General features: G+C 71.1%; 13 protein-coding genes. 3 read left to right on the forward strand and 10 right to left on the reverse strand.

Annotated features, from left to right (window positions below; genetic code table 11):
* The first annotated feature begins 9 nt into the window (after positions 1–9).
* A complete protein-coding gene (locus tag ABZ893_RS11030) occupies positions 10–1,266 on the forward strand; it encodes a styrene monooxygenase/indole monooxygenase family protein (RefSeq protein WP_361400278.1) in 1,257 nt (418 codons plus the stop codon).
* A gap of 23 nt (positions 1,267–1,289) precedes the next feature.
* Here the strand turns inward: ABZ893_RS11030 and ABZ893_RS11035 are convergent, their stop codons facing one another.
* The 4 genes from ABZ893_RS11035 to ABZ893_RS11050 form a co-directional block, all read right to left on the reverse strand.
* Positions 1,290–2,441, reverse strand: a complete 1,152-nt coding sequence (locus tag ABZ893_RS11035; protein ID WP_361400281.1) for an NlpC/P60 family protein — start codon at positions 2,439–2,441, stop codon at positions 1,290–1,292.
* Between the two features lie 137 nt (positions 2,442–2,578).
* The gene (locus tag ABZ893_RS11040; RefSeq protein ID WP_361401302.1) at positions 2,579–2,809 is read right to left on the reverse strand and encodes a hypothetical protein; all 231 of its coding nucleotides are present in this window, start codon (positions 2,807–2,809) and stop codon (positions 2,579–2,581) included.
* A 67-nt stretch (positions 2,810–2,876) separates the two neighbouring features.
* Entirely contained in the window at positions 2,877–3,602 is a 726-nt protein-coding gene (locus ABZ893_RS11045; protein ID WP_361400284.1) for a TetR/AcrR family transcriptional regulator, read from the reverse strand.
* A gap of 82 nt (positions 3,603–3,684) precedes the next feature.
* Positions 3,685–4,623: a diiron oxygenase gene (locus ABZ893_RS11050; protein WP_361400286.1), complete on the reverse strand. Its 939-nt coding sequence runs from the start codon at positions 4,621–4,623 to the stop codon at positions 3,685–3,687.
* A 150-nt stretch (positions 4,624–4,773) separates the two neighbouring features.
* Between ABZ893_RS11050 and ABZ893_RS11055 the strand changes: the two genes are divergently transcribed.
* A complete protein-coding gene (locus ABZ893_RS11055) occupies positions 4,774–5,883 on the forward strand; it encodes a ferritin-like domain-containing protein (protein WP_361400289.1) in 1,110 nt (369 codons plus the stop codon).
* Positions 5,884–5,997: 114 nt separating this feature from the next.
* On the forward strand, positions 5,998–6,885 hold the full coding sequence (locus ABZ893_RS11060) for a hypothetical protein (RefSeq protein WP_361400291.1): 888 nt from the start codon (positions 5,998–6,000) through the stop codon (positions 6,883–6,885).
* On the opposite strand, the gene ABZ893_RS11065 is transcribed toward ABZ893_RS11060, so the two are convergent.
* The 6 genes from ABZ893_RS11065 to ABZ893_RS11090 form a co-directional block, all read right to left on the reverse strand.
* Positions 6,866–7,414 carry a DUF3291 domain-containing protein gene (locus ABZ893_RS11065; RefSeq protein ID WP_361400294.1) on the reverse strand — a complete coding sequence of 183 codons (549 nt, stop codon included), beginning with the start codon at positions 7,412–7,414 and terminating at the stop codon, positions 6,866–6,868. The two genes, ABZ893_RS11060 and ABZ893_RS11065, sit on opposite strands and share 20 nt — an antisense overlap.
* An 82-nt stretch (positions 7,415–7,496) precedes the next feature.
* Complete coding sequence (locus ABZ893_RS11070) at positions 7,497–8,963, reverse strand: penicillin-binding protein 2 (RefSeq protein ID WP_361400297.1); 1,467 nt, start codon at positions 8,961–8,963, stop codon at positions 7,497–7,499.
* Complete coding sequence (locus ABZ893_RS11075; RefSeq protein ID WP_361400300.1) at positions 8,960–10,345, reverse strand: FtsW/RodA/SpoVE family cell cycle protein; 1,386 nt, start codon at positions 10,343–10,345, stop codon at positions 8,960–8,962. Before ABZ893_RS11075 ends, ABZ893_RS11070 begins: the two co-directional genes overlap by 4 nt.
* A gap of 110 nt (positions 10,346–10,455) precedes the next feature.
* The gene (locus ABZ893_RS11080; protein WP_361400303.1) at positions 10,456–11,829 is read right to left on the reverse strand and encodes a HAMP domain-containing sensor histidine kinase; all 1,374 of its coding nucleotides are present in this window, start codon (positions 11,827–11,829) and stop codon (positions 10,456–10,458) included.
* Complete coding sequence (locus ABZ893_RS11085) at positions 11,826–12,581, reverse strand: hypothetical protein (protein ID WP_361400306.1); 756 nt, start codon at positions 12,579–12,581, stop codon at positions 11,826–11,828. Before ABZ893_RS11085 ends, ABZ893_RS11080 begins: the two co-directional genes overlap by 4 nt.
* 137 nt (positions 12,582–12,718) lie before the next feature.
* A complete protein-coding gene (locus tag ABZ893_RS11090; protein WP_361400308.1) occupies positions 12,719–12,973 on the reverse strand; it encodes a hypothetical protein in 255 nt (84 codons plus the stop codon).
* Between the last annotated feature and the right edge of the window lie 169 nt (positions 12,974–13,142).

A 13,142-nucleotide genomic window follows, 5' to 3' on the forward strand; every position in this document is an offset into this window, starting at 1 on the left:
GCACCCCCGATGCGGAAGATACTCGTCGTCGGAGCCGGCCAGTCCGGTCTCCAGCTCGCCCTCGGCCTCCAGTCGAACGGGTACGAGGTCACCCTGATGTCCAACCGCACCGCCGACGAGATCCGGTCCGGCCGGGTCATGTCCACGCAGTGCATGTTCCACACGGCGCTCCAGCACGAGCGCGACCTCCAGGTGAACTTCTGGGAGTCCCAGGCTCCGCGGATCGAGGGCCTCGGCGTCTCCGTCGCCGCCCCCGGCTCCTTCGACCCGGGCCCCTCTCAGCGCGCCATCGACTGGGTGGGCAGGCTCGACGGCTACGCGCAGTCGATCGACCAGCGCGTGAAGATGGCCGGCTGGATGGAGACGTTCGCCCAGCGCGGCGGCCAGCTCGTCATCCACGGCGCCGCGGTCTCCGACCTCGACTACTTCTCCCGCACCTACGACCTGGTGCTGGTCTCCGCCGGCAAGGGCGAGCTCGTCTCGATGTTCGGCCGCGACGCCTCGCGCTCCCCGTACGCCGAGCCGCAGCGCGCGCTCGCCGTCGCCTACGTGCACGGCATGGGCCCGCGCCCCGAGCACCCCGAGTTCGACGCGGTGCGCTGCAACCTCGTGCCCGGCGTCGGCGAGCTGTTCGTCATGCCGACCCTCACCACGTCGGGCCGCGCCGACATCCTCTTCTGGGAGGGCGTCCCCGGCGGCCCCGTCGACGCCTTCAAGGGCATCAAGGACCCCTCGGAGCACCTCGCCCTCACCCTGGAGCTGATGGAGAAGTTCCTGCCCTGGGAGTACGCGCGCGCCACGAAGGTCGAGCTGACCGACGCCAACGGCACGCTCGCCGGCCGTTACGCGCCGACCGTCCGCAACCCGATCGGCCGGCTGCCCGGCGGCGGCGCGGTCCTCGGTGTGGCCGACGTCGTCGTCGCCAACGACCCGATCACGGGCCAGGGTTCGAATTCGGCGTCCAAGTGCGCCGCCTCGTACCTCTCCTCGATCCTCGAGCACGGCGACAAGCCGTTCGACGAGGCGTGGATGCAGTCCGCCTTCGACCGCTACTGGGAGACCGCGCAGCACGTGGTGAAGTGGACCAACGCGATGCTGGGCGTCCCGCCGGAGCACGTGCTCAACCTGATCGGCGCCGGCGGCCAGTTCCAGCCCGTCGCCGACCGGTTCGCGAACGGCTTCAACAACCCGGCCGACTTCGAGAACTTCTTCTACGAGCCCGAGAAGACGAACGCCTACCTGGCGTCCGTGGCCTCCGCCGCCTGACCCGTGGCCGGGGTGCCCACCGGTCAGCCGGTGGGCGCCCCCGCGGCGTCGACCCCCGTGTCGTCGCCGCTCGTCGCGCCCTGCGGCAGCTTCGGCGGGGTGTAGCCCGCCATCGGCCCGTCGTCCGGGTCGGGACGCACGGCGCCGAGCAGCGGGTTGGCCGCGATCGGCGACACCTTGACCTTCGCGCCCGGCCGGGGCGCCTGCACCACCATCCCGTTGCCCAGGTACATCGCCACATGCGTGGCCTCCGGGAAGTACACGACCAGGTCACCGGGCCGCAGTTCGCCCAGCGGGACCTTCGGTAGCTGAGCCCACTGCTCCTGCGACGTCCGCGGAATCTCCTGCCCCGCGCGCCCCCACGCCTGCGACGTGAGCCCCGAGCAGTCGAACGCGTCCGGCCCCTCCGCGCCCCACACGTACGGCTTCCCGATCTGCTCCACCGCGTACGCGAGCGCCGCGTCGCCCGCCCGCGACGGGGGCCGTGTCGAGCTGAGCGCGCCCGACGCCATGAACGACTCCTGCGCCTTCACCGTGCCCTCGTCCTCCAGACGCGTCAGCGCCGCGATCTGGTCCGTGCTGAGCGACGCGAGCAGCTCCTCGACCTCCTTGAGCCGGGCCTGCACCGCGTCCCGTTCCTTCTTCTGTTTCTCCGTCAGCTTCTGCTGCTCGGCAAGCGCCTTGCGTGCCTCGGCCGCCAGGTCGTCGGCCCGCTTCTCGCCGCCGACGAGCCGGTCCACGGTCGCCACGCGCTCCTGCGCCACGCGCCGGATCACATGCCCCTGGTCGAGCGCGTGCTGCGGATCGCGCGCCAGCAGGAGGCGTACGTACGGGGAGATGTTGCTGCTGCCCTGGTACTGCTCGCGGGCGAGGCGTCCGGCCTCACCCCGGCTGTCGTGCAGCGAGGTGCGCGCCTTGGTGAGCTTGCGGCCCAGGTCGTCGGCGGTCTTGCGGCGCTCCTTGAGCTTCTCGGCCGTCGCGTTGTACGTCTCGGTGGCCTTCTCGGCCTCCCGGTACAGACGCTGAAGATCCGTCAGGAGCGTGGCCACGGAGGTGTCGGCGCCGGCCGGGGGAGGGTCAGGGTCCGGAGTGGGGTCGGCCGCTGCCGGGCAGGGCGCCACGAGCATCGAGGCCGCGGCGGCCGCACAGGCCCACCGCACAAGGCTTCCTGACACGTCATCACCTCCGGTGCGGGGCAGCCCGTCCGCCTCGCACCGCGAGCATCCGCGCGACCGGGCGTCCGCGCGCCCGCTGCTGGGCGGTTCGGCCCAACGAGCCCACCCGGCAGGGGGAACCCGCCTCGGAGCGGGAGCTAGCCGCGCGGTTTGGACCAGGGCCATCGGAGCTTGCCGTCGTCCCGCCCTGAGGGGTCGTACTCGTACTTCCAGCGGTGCGTGAGGCGGACCTTGCCGGGGGCGGCCGGGACCCTGCGGTAGACGAGGACCGTGTCGGGTTCGCCGTCGGTGCCGGGTACCGGGATCCGGTAGACCTTCGGCGGGTGACCGGTGGGCCCGAGCAGGACGGGCAGCACGCGCCCGTCCATCGGGCCGCCCACGAACGGCGTCTCTTCGCTCTTCACTGCCCCAGTGTCACAACAGACCGCACCGGTGTCACAACAGGTGCGCCGCGTCGCTCACCACAGGCAGGACCAGACGCGCCAGCGTGCCCACGGGACCGTCCGCCGACTCCAGGGACAGAGCGTGCCGGACCGCCTGCGCGGTCTGCGGGTCACGGCCCGCCGACGCCGTGAGGACGGCCATGAACTGGTCGACGAGCCCGTCGCGCAGCTCGTCGAGCGGCGGCTTCTTGTCCTCGTCGAGCCAGATCAGCGAGGCCGCCTCCACCGCCGTGATCCACATCCGTACGGTCATCCGCAGCCGGGGTCCCGGGTCCGTCACGGCGAGATGGTTCAGGATGTGCTCGGCGGCCGCCCTGCGTACGCCGTCCACGATCGACGTCGTCCGCGACGTCTCCACCACGCTGCCGCCCTGGAGCAGCGCCGCGAACCCCGTGTCGTGCTCGTCCACGAACCCGAGGTAGCGGTCGAGCGCCCGCGTGAGGCGTCCGGTCAGCGGGCCCTCCGGCGGCTCCGCGAAGCACGTCTCCAGCTCGTCGGCCGCCGAGCGCAGCGCGGCCTCGTACAACTGCTGCTTGCCGCCCGGGAAGTACCGGTACACGAGGGGCCGTGACACCCCGGCGGCCTCCGCCACGTCGTCGAGGGAGACCTCCTCGGGCGGACGGTGCGCGAACAGGGACAGCGCGGCGACGAGGAGCTGACTGCGGCGCTCCTCGACGCTGAGCCGTCGGTACGCGCGAGTGCCGGCTGCCGAGGTCATGTCCCGCAGAGTAACCGGCTTTTCGCACCGAGGTCTGGGCGTCCACCCGTCAGACAGCCCTGCCCCGGACGCCGGACAGCCCTCAGGCGAGCAGTCCCGACGACTTCCACAGCCTGCGCCCGACACCGCGCATCACGCCGATGTCGTCGAGGAAGTCCGTCAGACGCTTGGCGCCGGTCTGCATGATCTCGCGGCGGTGACCGCTCGCCTTGACCTGCGCGAGCGCCTCGCGCGGGTCGAGCCCGGCCCGCTCGTACGCCACCGGGTTGTGGAACGCCGTGTAGATCACGCGCGCCGCCTCGCCGCACATGATCCTGGTGTACGCCGCCTCGGCCGGCCCGCACTTCACCATCTGGCGGCGCAGCTCCTCGCGGGCGTAGCGCACGTGCCGGGCCTCCTCGATGACGTGGATGCGGGTGATCCCGCGTACGAGAGGCTGGACGCGCTCGTCCGGGAACGTCATCCGCTGCATCCAGTCGATGATCTCCTCGCCGAGCAGCGTCGCCGAGAACGACCCCGGCGTCGTGGAGATGGTCTTGAGCAGGCGCCCCAGGTTGTGGTGCAGGCGCGGCATCTCGAAGCCCTCGCCGACGCTGCGCTTGATCATGCGCGCGAACATCATGGAGTGCCGGCACTCGTCGGCGATCTCGGTCAGCGCGTACCGGACGTGGTTGCTGGTCAGCGACTTGTCGTAGATGTGCCGGACGAGCAGCTGCATCAGGATGATCTCGAACCAGACGCCCATGGACGCCATCGACGCGGCCTCGTACTTCGACAGCTCGATCTGCTGCTCCTCGGACATCCGCTTCCACAGCGGGGTGTCGTAGAGCGAGCACAGCTCCGGCGGCCAGTACCAGAGGCCCTCGACGTCGGGGGCGTCCCAGTCGAGTTCCTTGTCGGGGTCGAAGGAGTGCTTGGCGGAGGAGTCGAGGAGGCGTTCGGCCACCTGCTCGCGGTCCTTGAGCAGCCCGAGCGCGTCACGCAGACCTTCGAACGCGTCGGCTTCCGTCACGGTCGTCATGGCTGTCCCCACCTCGTCGTACGTCAAACAGGCGCCGCGGCACGGGAGTTACCGGCGGTCACCACTTATGAGACTGCCTGTCAGTAAGGGCGTCAATCCCTTGTGCGCGACTTGTTGACCCGATGTCCGCGGCCGTGTGAGCCTGCCTCTATGTCGACGCATGAGCTGTACACCAAGGTGCCCCGGGAGCCCCAATGGGAGATACCCGCGACCGGTTCGGCACGGTTCAGCTGGGAGTACGACGAGGGCCGCGACCGCCTCCTCGCGCTCTACCAGAAGGGCAAGGACAAGCAGTGGGACGGCGCCAAGCGCATCGACTGGAGCCTGGAGGTCGACCCCCACAACCCGCTCGGCACCCCCGACGAGGCCCTCACCCTCTACGGCACCCGGCACTGGGCCAAGATGACCGACCGGGACAAGGGCGAGCTGCGCAAGCACTACGCGTCCTGGCAGTTCAGCCAGTTCCTGCACGGTGAGCAGGGCGCCATGGTGTGCGCCGCCCGCATCGTGGAGTCCGTCCCGGACATGGACGCCAAGTTCTACTCGGCCACGCAGACGATGGACGAGGCCCGGCACGCGGAGATCTTCGGGCGCTTCCTGCACGAGAAGGTCGGGATGCTCTACCCGATCAACGACAACCTCCAGTCGCTCCTCGGCGACACCCTGCGCGACTCGCGCTGGGACATGCCCTATCTCGGGATGCAGGTCCTCATCGAGGGCCTCGCTCTCGCCGCGTTCGGCATGATCCGCGACACCACGGACAAGCCGCTGCCCCAGCAGATCCTCGCCTACGTCATGCAGGACGAGGCCCGCCACGTGGCCTTCGGGCGCATGGCCCTGCGCGACTACTACAAGCAGCTCACCGAGGCCGAACTGCGCGAGCGCGAGGAGTTCGTCATCGAGGGCTGCTACCTCATGCGCGACCGGCTGCGCGGCGTCGAGGTCCTGGAGAACTTCGGCATCTCCAAGGCGGAGGCCGAGGAGTACAGCGAGCAGTCCGAGTTCCTGGCCCTGTTCCGCCAGCTCCTCTTCAGCCGCATCGTCCCGTGCGTCAAGGACATCGGCCTGTGGGGCAAGCGCCTCCAGGAGGCGTACGTCGACATGGGCGTCTTCGAGATGGGCAACACCAACCTCGACCTGCTCATGACCCAGGACGAGGAGATCGCCGAGAAGCTCGACGCGGAACGCTTCGCGGCGGAGGAGCTGGAGCGGGTCGCGGAGGTCGAGTCGACGATCGTGGAGGGGGCGGAGGTGGCCTGAGGCTGAGCCGGCCTGAGGCTGAGCTGTCATCAGGGCGTGAGGCCCGGGGGCCTGAGTCCGTGGGCCCCGGGTCCGTGGCGTGGGCGTGTCACACGGATGCAGTAGCGTGCTGACGTGTCCACGCCTCCGCCTCCCCAGCCCGGCCCCTACGGCCAGCAGCCGCCGTACGGTCAGCCCGGCCCTTACGGCCAGCCGGCCCCCGCGCCGTACGGCCAGCCAGGTCCTCACGTTCAGCCGGGCCCGTACGGCCAGCCCGCTCCCTACGGTCAGCCCCAGCCCGGCCCCTACGCCCAGCAGCCCCACCCGGGCGGTGCCCCCTACCCCGGCTGGGGCGGTGGCTTCCCCATGGGCCCGCCGCCCAAGAAGCGGCGGGTCGGGATGGTCCTCGGCATCATCGGCGGCGTGGCCGGCGTCATCGTCGTCGGGATCGTCGTCCTCGCCATGATCGGCCTGAGCGTCGACGCCGGCTTCCCCAAGGCCGAGTACAAGCTGACGATCCCGCAGACCCTCCTCGGCGGGAAGTACACCCTCACCGACGACATGTCCGCCACCAAGGGCAAGGCGATCGAGTCCGAGGCGAACGGTTCCTGGGACGCGCGCGACACCAAGGCGGCCGTCGGCCAGTACACCGCGACCGACAAGGAGAAGGGCGGCGGTGTGGTGATCTCCGGCATGTACGGCCGGTTCAAGAACACCGACCTCGCCCGCAAGAACATGATGTCCGGGGCCGCCAAGAGCGACGGCGCCGAAGTCGCCGTGGCCCCACGGGACTTCAAGCCCGCGGGGTCCGACGTCACCATCACCTGCCAGGTCCTCACCAAGCAGCAGCTGGGCCGCAAGATGAGCATCCCGATGTGCGCCTGGGCCGACGGGAACACCGGCGCCAGCGTCGCCGAGATCACCGAGGAGATCGCCCTCCAGAACCCCTCCGACGTGGACCTCGACGCGCAGGCCGCGACTGCCGTGAAGATCCGCTCGGAGATCAGGAAGCCGATCGGCTGACGGCCTCGGTCCGGGCGCCGGCCCCGGTGCCGGCCCCGGTCTCCGGCTCCGCGTCGCCCGCCGGGAACGACGTACGCAGGTTGAACGCGTACGGCGTCGGGCCGTGCGTCCGCAGGTGGACCAGGCGCTCGACCGCCTCCTCGACGGTGGGCCGGTGCCCGGCCGGCACCCACCACAGCGCCGTCACCGCCTCGTCGAGCTTCTCGAAGAACTCCCGCCGCCGGGCGAGGAGTTCACGGTGCTGACCCTGGTACATGAACGCCGTGAGCGCGTTCGTGTCCCGCCACACCGACATGTTCACCAGCAGCCACGCGTCGTCGAAGATCCGGACGTCCGTCGCGTCACCGCTCTCGCCCTTCAGGCGCCACACGAACCCGTCGGCCGCGTCGGCGACCGCGTTCACCGGGTCGAGCCCTTCCTTGAAGTCCCTGAGCTGTTCCGAGTCGAGCGGGGCGAGCGGGCGGCTGATGTTGACCTGGGCGAGTTCGTGACGGGTGGCGGTGGTGGTCGGGTTCCCGTTGTCAGTCATGATCCGCACGATAGGTGCCGACATTGGATGCGAGTAGGCCCATTTCAGGATGTGGGCCCCGACTGCCGGGCCCCAACTACCCTTACTGGCGAGCCGAGTTCAGCACCGCCTCCATCACATCCCGCGCGATCGGTGCCGCGTTGCCGCCCCCGCTGATGTCCGCCCGGTCCGCCTCCGCGTCCTCGACGACCACCGCGACCGCCACCGCCGGTGTGCCCGAATCGGGCGACTGCGCCCATGAGATGAACCACGCGTACGGGACTCCCTTGTTGTTCACACCGTGCTGCGCCGTGCCGGTCTTGCCGCCCACGGCGACGCCGGGGATCCGCGCGTTCGTGCCCGTGCCGTCCTCCACCGCGTCCTGCATCATCGCCTGGAGCTCCATCGCGGTCCCCGGGCTCATCACCTGCCGGTACGTCTTCGGGCCGGTCTGCGCGAGGGTGTTGCCGCGGTCGTCCGTGGTCCGGTCCACGAGGTGCGGCTGCATCAGGGCCCCGCCGTTGGCGACCGCCGCCGACACCATCGCCATCTGCAGCGGCGTGGCCGTCGTGTTGAACTGGCCGATGGAGGACAGCGCCAGCTGCGACCTGTCCATGTCCGTGTCGAAGTTGCTCCGCGAGACCCCCGACGGGAGCCGCAGCCCGGCGTCGTCGAAACCGAACCTCCGGGCCGCCGACACCATCCCGCGCAGCCCGACCTGGACACCGAGCTTCGCCATCACCGTGTTGCAGGAGACCCGGATCGCGTCCGCGAGCGAGGCGTCCTCGCAGCCGGTCGCCTCGTTCTCCAGCAGCGTCGACGTGTCGGGCAGGAGCCAGGGGCTCGGGGTGTTCGTCGGCGCGGTCACGTCCGACACCACCCCCGCGTCCATCGCCGCCGCCGCGGTCACGATCTTGAACGTCGAACCCGGCGGATACGTCTGCCGGATCGCCCGGTTGAGCATCGGCTGATTCGCCGCGCCGTTCAGCGCCTTCCACGCCGACGTCGTCGCCGAACCGGTCCCCGAGAACTTCCCGGGATCGTACGAGGGGCTGCTCACCAGGGCCAGGATCGCGCCGGTCGACGGATCGAGCGCCGCGACCGCCCCCCGCCGCCCCGCGAGCCCGTCGTACGCCGCCTTCTGAGCGTCCGCGTTGATCGTGGTCGCCACATCGCCGCCGGGCTGCTGCGAGCGCGTGAAGTCGTTCCACAGCGGGAACGGCGTCAGCGTCGAATCCGTACCGGCGAGGACCCCGTCCTCGGTGTGCTCCAGGAGCGACGTGCCGTACAGCTGGGACGAGTACCCGGTGACCGGCGCGTACAACGGGCCGTTCTTGTACGTCCGTTCGTAGCGGAACAGCTGGCCGGTGTCCCGTGAGCCGGTGATCGGCTTGCCGCCGACGAGGAGGTTGCCGCGCGGCTGGTCGTAGCGGGCGATCATGTTGCGGCGGTTGGCCTGGTTGTCGTCGAGGGAGGAGGCCTGGAAGACCATCACGCGGGCCGAGTTGACCAGCAGCGCCACGAGCAGCACCAGGCAGAGCGCCGCCGCCCGCCGGATGTAGCGGGTCACCGGAGCGCCTCCGTGCCGTCGTCCGGCACAAGTTGGCTGCGGGCGGAGTCGCTGAGCCGGACGAGCAGCGCCACGATGATCCAGTTCGTCACGACGGACGACCCGCCCTGCGCGAGGAACGGCATCGCCATACCGGTCAGCGGGATCAGGCCCATCACCCCGCCCGCGATCACGAACACCTGGAGCGCGACGATCGACGCGAGCCCGATCGCGAGGAGCCGCCCGAACGGGTCGCGCAGCGCGAGCCCCGCCCGGTAGCCGCGCTCGACCAGCAGCCCGTACAGCAGGAAGATCGCGGTCAGGCCGACGAGCCCCAGCTCCTCGCCCGCTGTCGCCAGGATGAAGTCCGACTTGGTGGCGAACCCGATCAGGATCGAGTGCCCGGCCCCGAGCCCCGCGCCGAGCATCCCGCCCGCCGCGAACGCGAACAGCGACTGCGCGAGCTGTCCGGGGCCCTGGCCGGCGTCGATGGACGCGAACGGGTGCAGCCAGTCGTGGACCCGGCTGTTCACATGCGGTTCGAGCGCGCCGACGACGACCGCGCCGCCCGCCGCGAGGATCGTCCCGATCGCGATCCAGCTGCCCCGGCCCGTCGCCACGTACAGCATCACGATGAAGATCCCGAAGAACAGCAGCGAGGTCCCGAGGTCCCGTTCGAGCACCAGCGCGCCCACGCTGATCAGCCAGAACACGAGGATCGGCGCGAACACCCGCATCGTGGGCAGCTGCAGCCGCCAGATCTTCCGGCCCGTGTACGAGAGCGCGTTGCGGTTCGCCGCGAGATAGGTGGCGAAGAAGATCGCGAGCAGCACCTTCGCGAACTCGCCGGGCTGGATGGAGAATCCGTGGATCCTGATCCAGATACGGGCGCCGTTCACTGCGGGGAAGAAGATCGGCACGATCATCAGGGCCAGCGCCGCCACGGCCGACAGATACGCGTACCGCTGGAACACCCGGTGGTCGCGGACGAGGACGACGACCGCGATGAACAGGGCGACGCCGCACGTCGACCACACGAGCTGGGTGGGCGCCGCCTGGTCGTTCGGCGTCTCCAGGTCGAGGCGGTAGATCAGCACCAGGCCGAGACCGTTGAGCAGGACGCCGATGGGCAGCAGCAGCGGGTCCGCGTACGGCGCCCGGAACCGGATCGCGCCGTGCGCCACGAGCGCGAGCACGCCGAGCCCGGCGCCGTAACCGGCGGCGTCGGGCGGTACGGATCCGTTCGCGGCGAGGCCGACCTCGCAGTAGCCGTAGACGCTGAGCAGGACGGCCAGGACGATCAGGACGAGTTCGGTGCCGCGGCGCCGGGGGAGGCGGACAGCGGGAACGGCGGGCGGGCTCGCGCCGGCTCTCGTGCCTGTCGGTCCCGTCGTTCCGGTCATGGCGGGAACGTAACAAGCGGGGGCGCTGAATCCCGCTATGTCGCTTCAATTCGGACTGACGGTGTGTCTGTATGCCCGTGTGCGGGTCCGCCGGTGGGGAGGGTGTCCCGTCACGCAGGGTGTTCGCCGTGCGGCAGCGTGAGCGTGGCGACGGCTCCACCGGTCTCGCCGCCGCCGTCCTCGCCGGGAGTGCCCGCGCCGGGCGCGTCCGCGTCGGGTGAGCCGGAGACGTCCGCGTCGGGGGCGCCCGCGCCCGGCACGTTCGCGAACGTCAGCCGCGCGCCCAGCACCTCCGCCTGCCCCAGCGCGATCGTCAGACCGAGGCCGTGCCCCTTCGAGCCGTTGTCCGTCCTGAACCGCTGCGGCCCGTCCTCCAGCAGATAGTCCGGGTAGCCCCGCCCGTGATCCCGCACGGTGATCACCGGGCCGTCCACGGTGAGGACGACGGGCGGACGGCCGTGCCGGTGCGCGTTCGCCACGAGATTGCCGAGCACCCGTTCGAGCCGTCGGCGGTCGGTCAGGACACAGACGTCACGTACGACGATCACCTCCGTCCCCGTCCCGGACGCGCGCGCCACGCGCTCCGTGAGCGGGCCGAGCCAGTGGTCGTCGAGGTCCACGTGCTCACTGCGCGCGTCGAGCCGCGAGATCTCCAGCAGATCCTCGGTGAGCGTGCGCAGGGCGGCGACCCGGTCCCGTACCAGCTCGGTCGGGCGGCCCGGCGGGAGGAGTTCGGCCGCCGCGTGCAGCCCGGTCAGCGGCGTACGCAGCTCGTGCGCCACGTCCGCCGTGAACCGCTGCTCGCTGAGCAGCTTGCGGTGCAGCGACGACGCCATGCTGTCCAGCGCGCCGGCGACGGCGGCCACCTCGTCCTGGCGCCGGGCCGGATGGCGCGTACGGGAATCGCTGACCCGGGCGTCCAGGTCACCGCCGCTGATCCGCCGGGCCACCCGCGCCGTCGCGTGCAGGCGCTGCGTCACGCGCGTCACCGCGAACGCGCCCACGAGCAGCGTCGCGCCGATCGCCAGCAGGGACGAGCCGACGATCGCGCGGTCCAGCCCGTCGATCGTGCGGGCGCCCTGCGAGTAGTCGACCTCGACGGAGATCACGCGTCGCCCGTCGACCGGCCCCGCCGCCCACATCGTGGGGCTCGCCGGGTCGCTGCTCACCATCGTGCCGCGCTCCCCGTCGGTCGCGAGCTCGCGCAGCGACGCGGGCACGTCCGGATTGTCGATCCCGGCGAACGGCCCGAGCCGCTCCCCGTCCTGGTACGCCTCGGTGGCCTCGGTCAGCCGGCTGAGCGCGCGCTGGCGGGCCTGGCCGACGGTCTGATCGGTGACGGACACGTGGACGAGGACGCCGAGCAGCGCGGCCAGCGCGCAGCACATGACCGTGATGAAGAGGGCGGCCTTCCACGTGAGGCTGGCAGTCCAGGCGGGCAGCCGGAGCCTCCGGCGGCTGCTGTTCTGGCGGGCCGGGGTCATGGCGCGGGCGCCGAAGGAGTCGTGGTCGGGGTGGCCGCGTAGGGGACGGCGGTGGGGGACGGGTGGGACCGGGGCGGCACGGTCGCCGGTGCCGTACGCAGGATCTCGTCGCGGGTGGGCAGCATCGCGCGCTGGTGCGAGTCCCAGGACCACGCCGTGCGGTACTCGTAGCCGGGCAGGTCGGCCACCGACCGCAGAATCACGTCCCGGCCCGCGATCTCCACACTCACGATCGCGTCCGACGTCCCCATGATCTGCGTCAGCCGATGCTGCTCGAACATGTAACAGCGCACGGCGAGCTGGCCCTTCGGCAGCCGGATCCCCACGACCAGTTCGTCCTTGCCGTCGCCGTTGAGATCCTGGTAGTACGCATTGAGGACCGGGCACCCCGACTTCCCGGTGCCCTTCGCTCCGCAGTCCGCCAGCCCCACGATCTTGTCCTTGGACGTGCCCGGTGACGCGCTGGGCGAGGCCGCGGCCGCCGCTTCCTGCGCACGGACCACGGCGACCGGGTCGACGCGGCGGATGTCGTCACCGGGGGCGGTGATGCCCTTCACGACCTCGGTGTGGCCGGAGTCGTAGTCCTGGGCGGCGGCGGAGGCGGGCGGCAACGTGGGCCAGAGCCGGGCCGGGCCCACCGCGGTGGGCGTGGGCCCCGCGCTGCGCAGCCCGCCCGAGTCCCCGCACCCGCCGACCAGGACCGCCGCCGCACCCACGGCGACGGCAACGGAACAGGCGCGCCTGAGATTCACTGCACTCCTGTCTGTCCACGTGCCGGCCGATCACCCCACGCACACCTCTTGGGTGGAGATGGGTGGAGAAATCCTTTGTATTCACCCGGTGGGGTGTGCGCATCTCGTCGCCCGGTGGGGTGCGCTCACCCCGGCCTTCAGCCGTCCCCGTCCGTACGCCCCCGCTGATACATCGAGTACGCGAGCCCGGCGCCGCCCACGGCCGCCATCCCACCGCCCGCGACCAGGAACAACGGGGGCCCGTCGTGCGCAGCGCCGACCTGCTCCGTCGCCGTGCCGAGGTCGGGGTCCGGGTGCGCGAACGCGGCCGTCGGAACCAGCAGCGCACCACCGAGAACGGCGGCGACGAAGGTGCCACGGGCCAGCAGCCCGGGTCGACGGGTCCAGCTCACGAAACGTCTCCTCTCCTCGGCCCCGGTCCGGGACCCGCGCTCCGCCGAATGGCGCAAACGCCGATCCCCCCAACGTAAAGACTCCGCATCACGGCAATTCGGCAGCTGTGTAACAACGACCCGAATCTCGCCCGTCGATCACCCCTCGGACGACGGGTGGGCGGGGGGC

Origin of the sequence: Streptomyces sp. NPDC046821, assembly GCF_040645335.1 — a bacterium.
Classification (GTDB): Bacteria; Actinomycetota; Actinomycetes; order Streptomycetales; family Streptomycetaceae; genus Streptomyces.

Excerpts from the sequence above, each read along its gene's own strand:
- ABZ893_RS11075 (WP_361400300.1), bottom strand. The coding sequence starts at position 10,345 with ATGACCGGAACGACGGGACCGACAGGCACGAGAGCCGGCGCGAGCCCG.
- ABZ893_RS11065 (WP_361400294.1), bottom strand. The coding sequence starts at position 7,414 with ATGACTGACAACGGGAACCCGACCACCACCGCCACCCGTCACGAACTC.
- ABZ893_RS11030 (WP_361400278.1), top strand. The coding sequence starts at position 10 with ATGCGGAAGATACTCGTCGTCGGAGCCGGCCAGTCCGGTCTCCAGCTC.
- ABZ893_RS11040 (WP_361401302.1), bottom strand. The coding sequence starts at position 2,809 with ATGGACGGGCGCGTGCTGCCCGTCCTGCTCGGGCCCACCGGTCACCCG.
- ABZ893_RS11045 (WP_361400284.1), bottom strand. The coding sequence starts at position 3,602 with ATGACCTCGGCAGCCGGCACTCGCGCGTACCGACGGCTCAGCGTCGAG.
- ABZ893_RS11080 (WP_361400303.1), bottom strand. The coding sequence starts at position 11,829 with ATGACCCCGGCCCGCCAGAACAGCAGCCGCCGGAGGCTCCGGCTGCCC.
- ABZ893_RS11050 (WP_361400286.1), bottom strand. The coding sequence starts at position 4,623 with ATGACGACCGTGACGGAAGCCGACGCGTTCGAAGGTCTGCGTGACGCG.
- ABZ893_RS11055 (WP_361400289.1), top strand. The coding sequence starts at position 4,774 with ATGTCGACGCATGAGCTGTACACCAAGGTGCCCCGGGAGCCCCAATGG.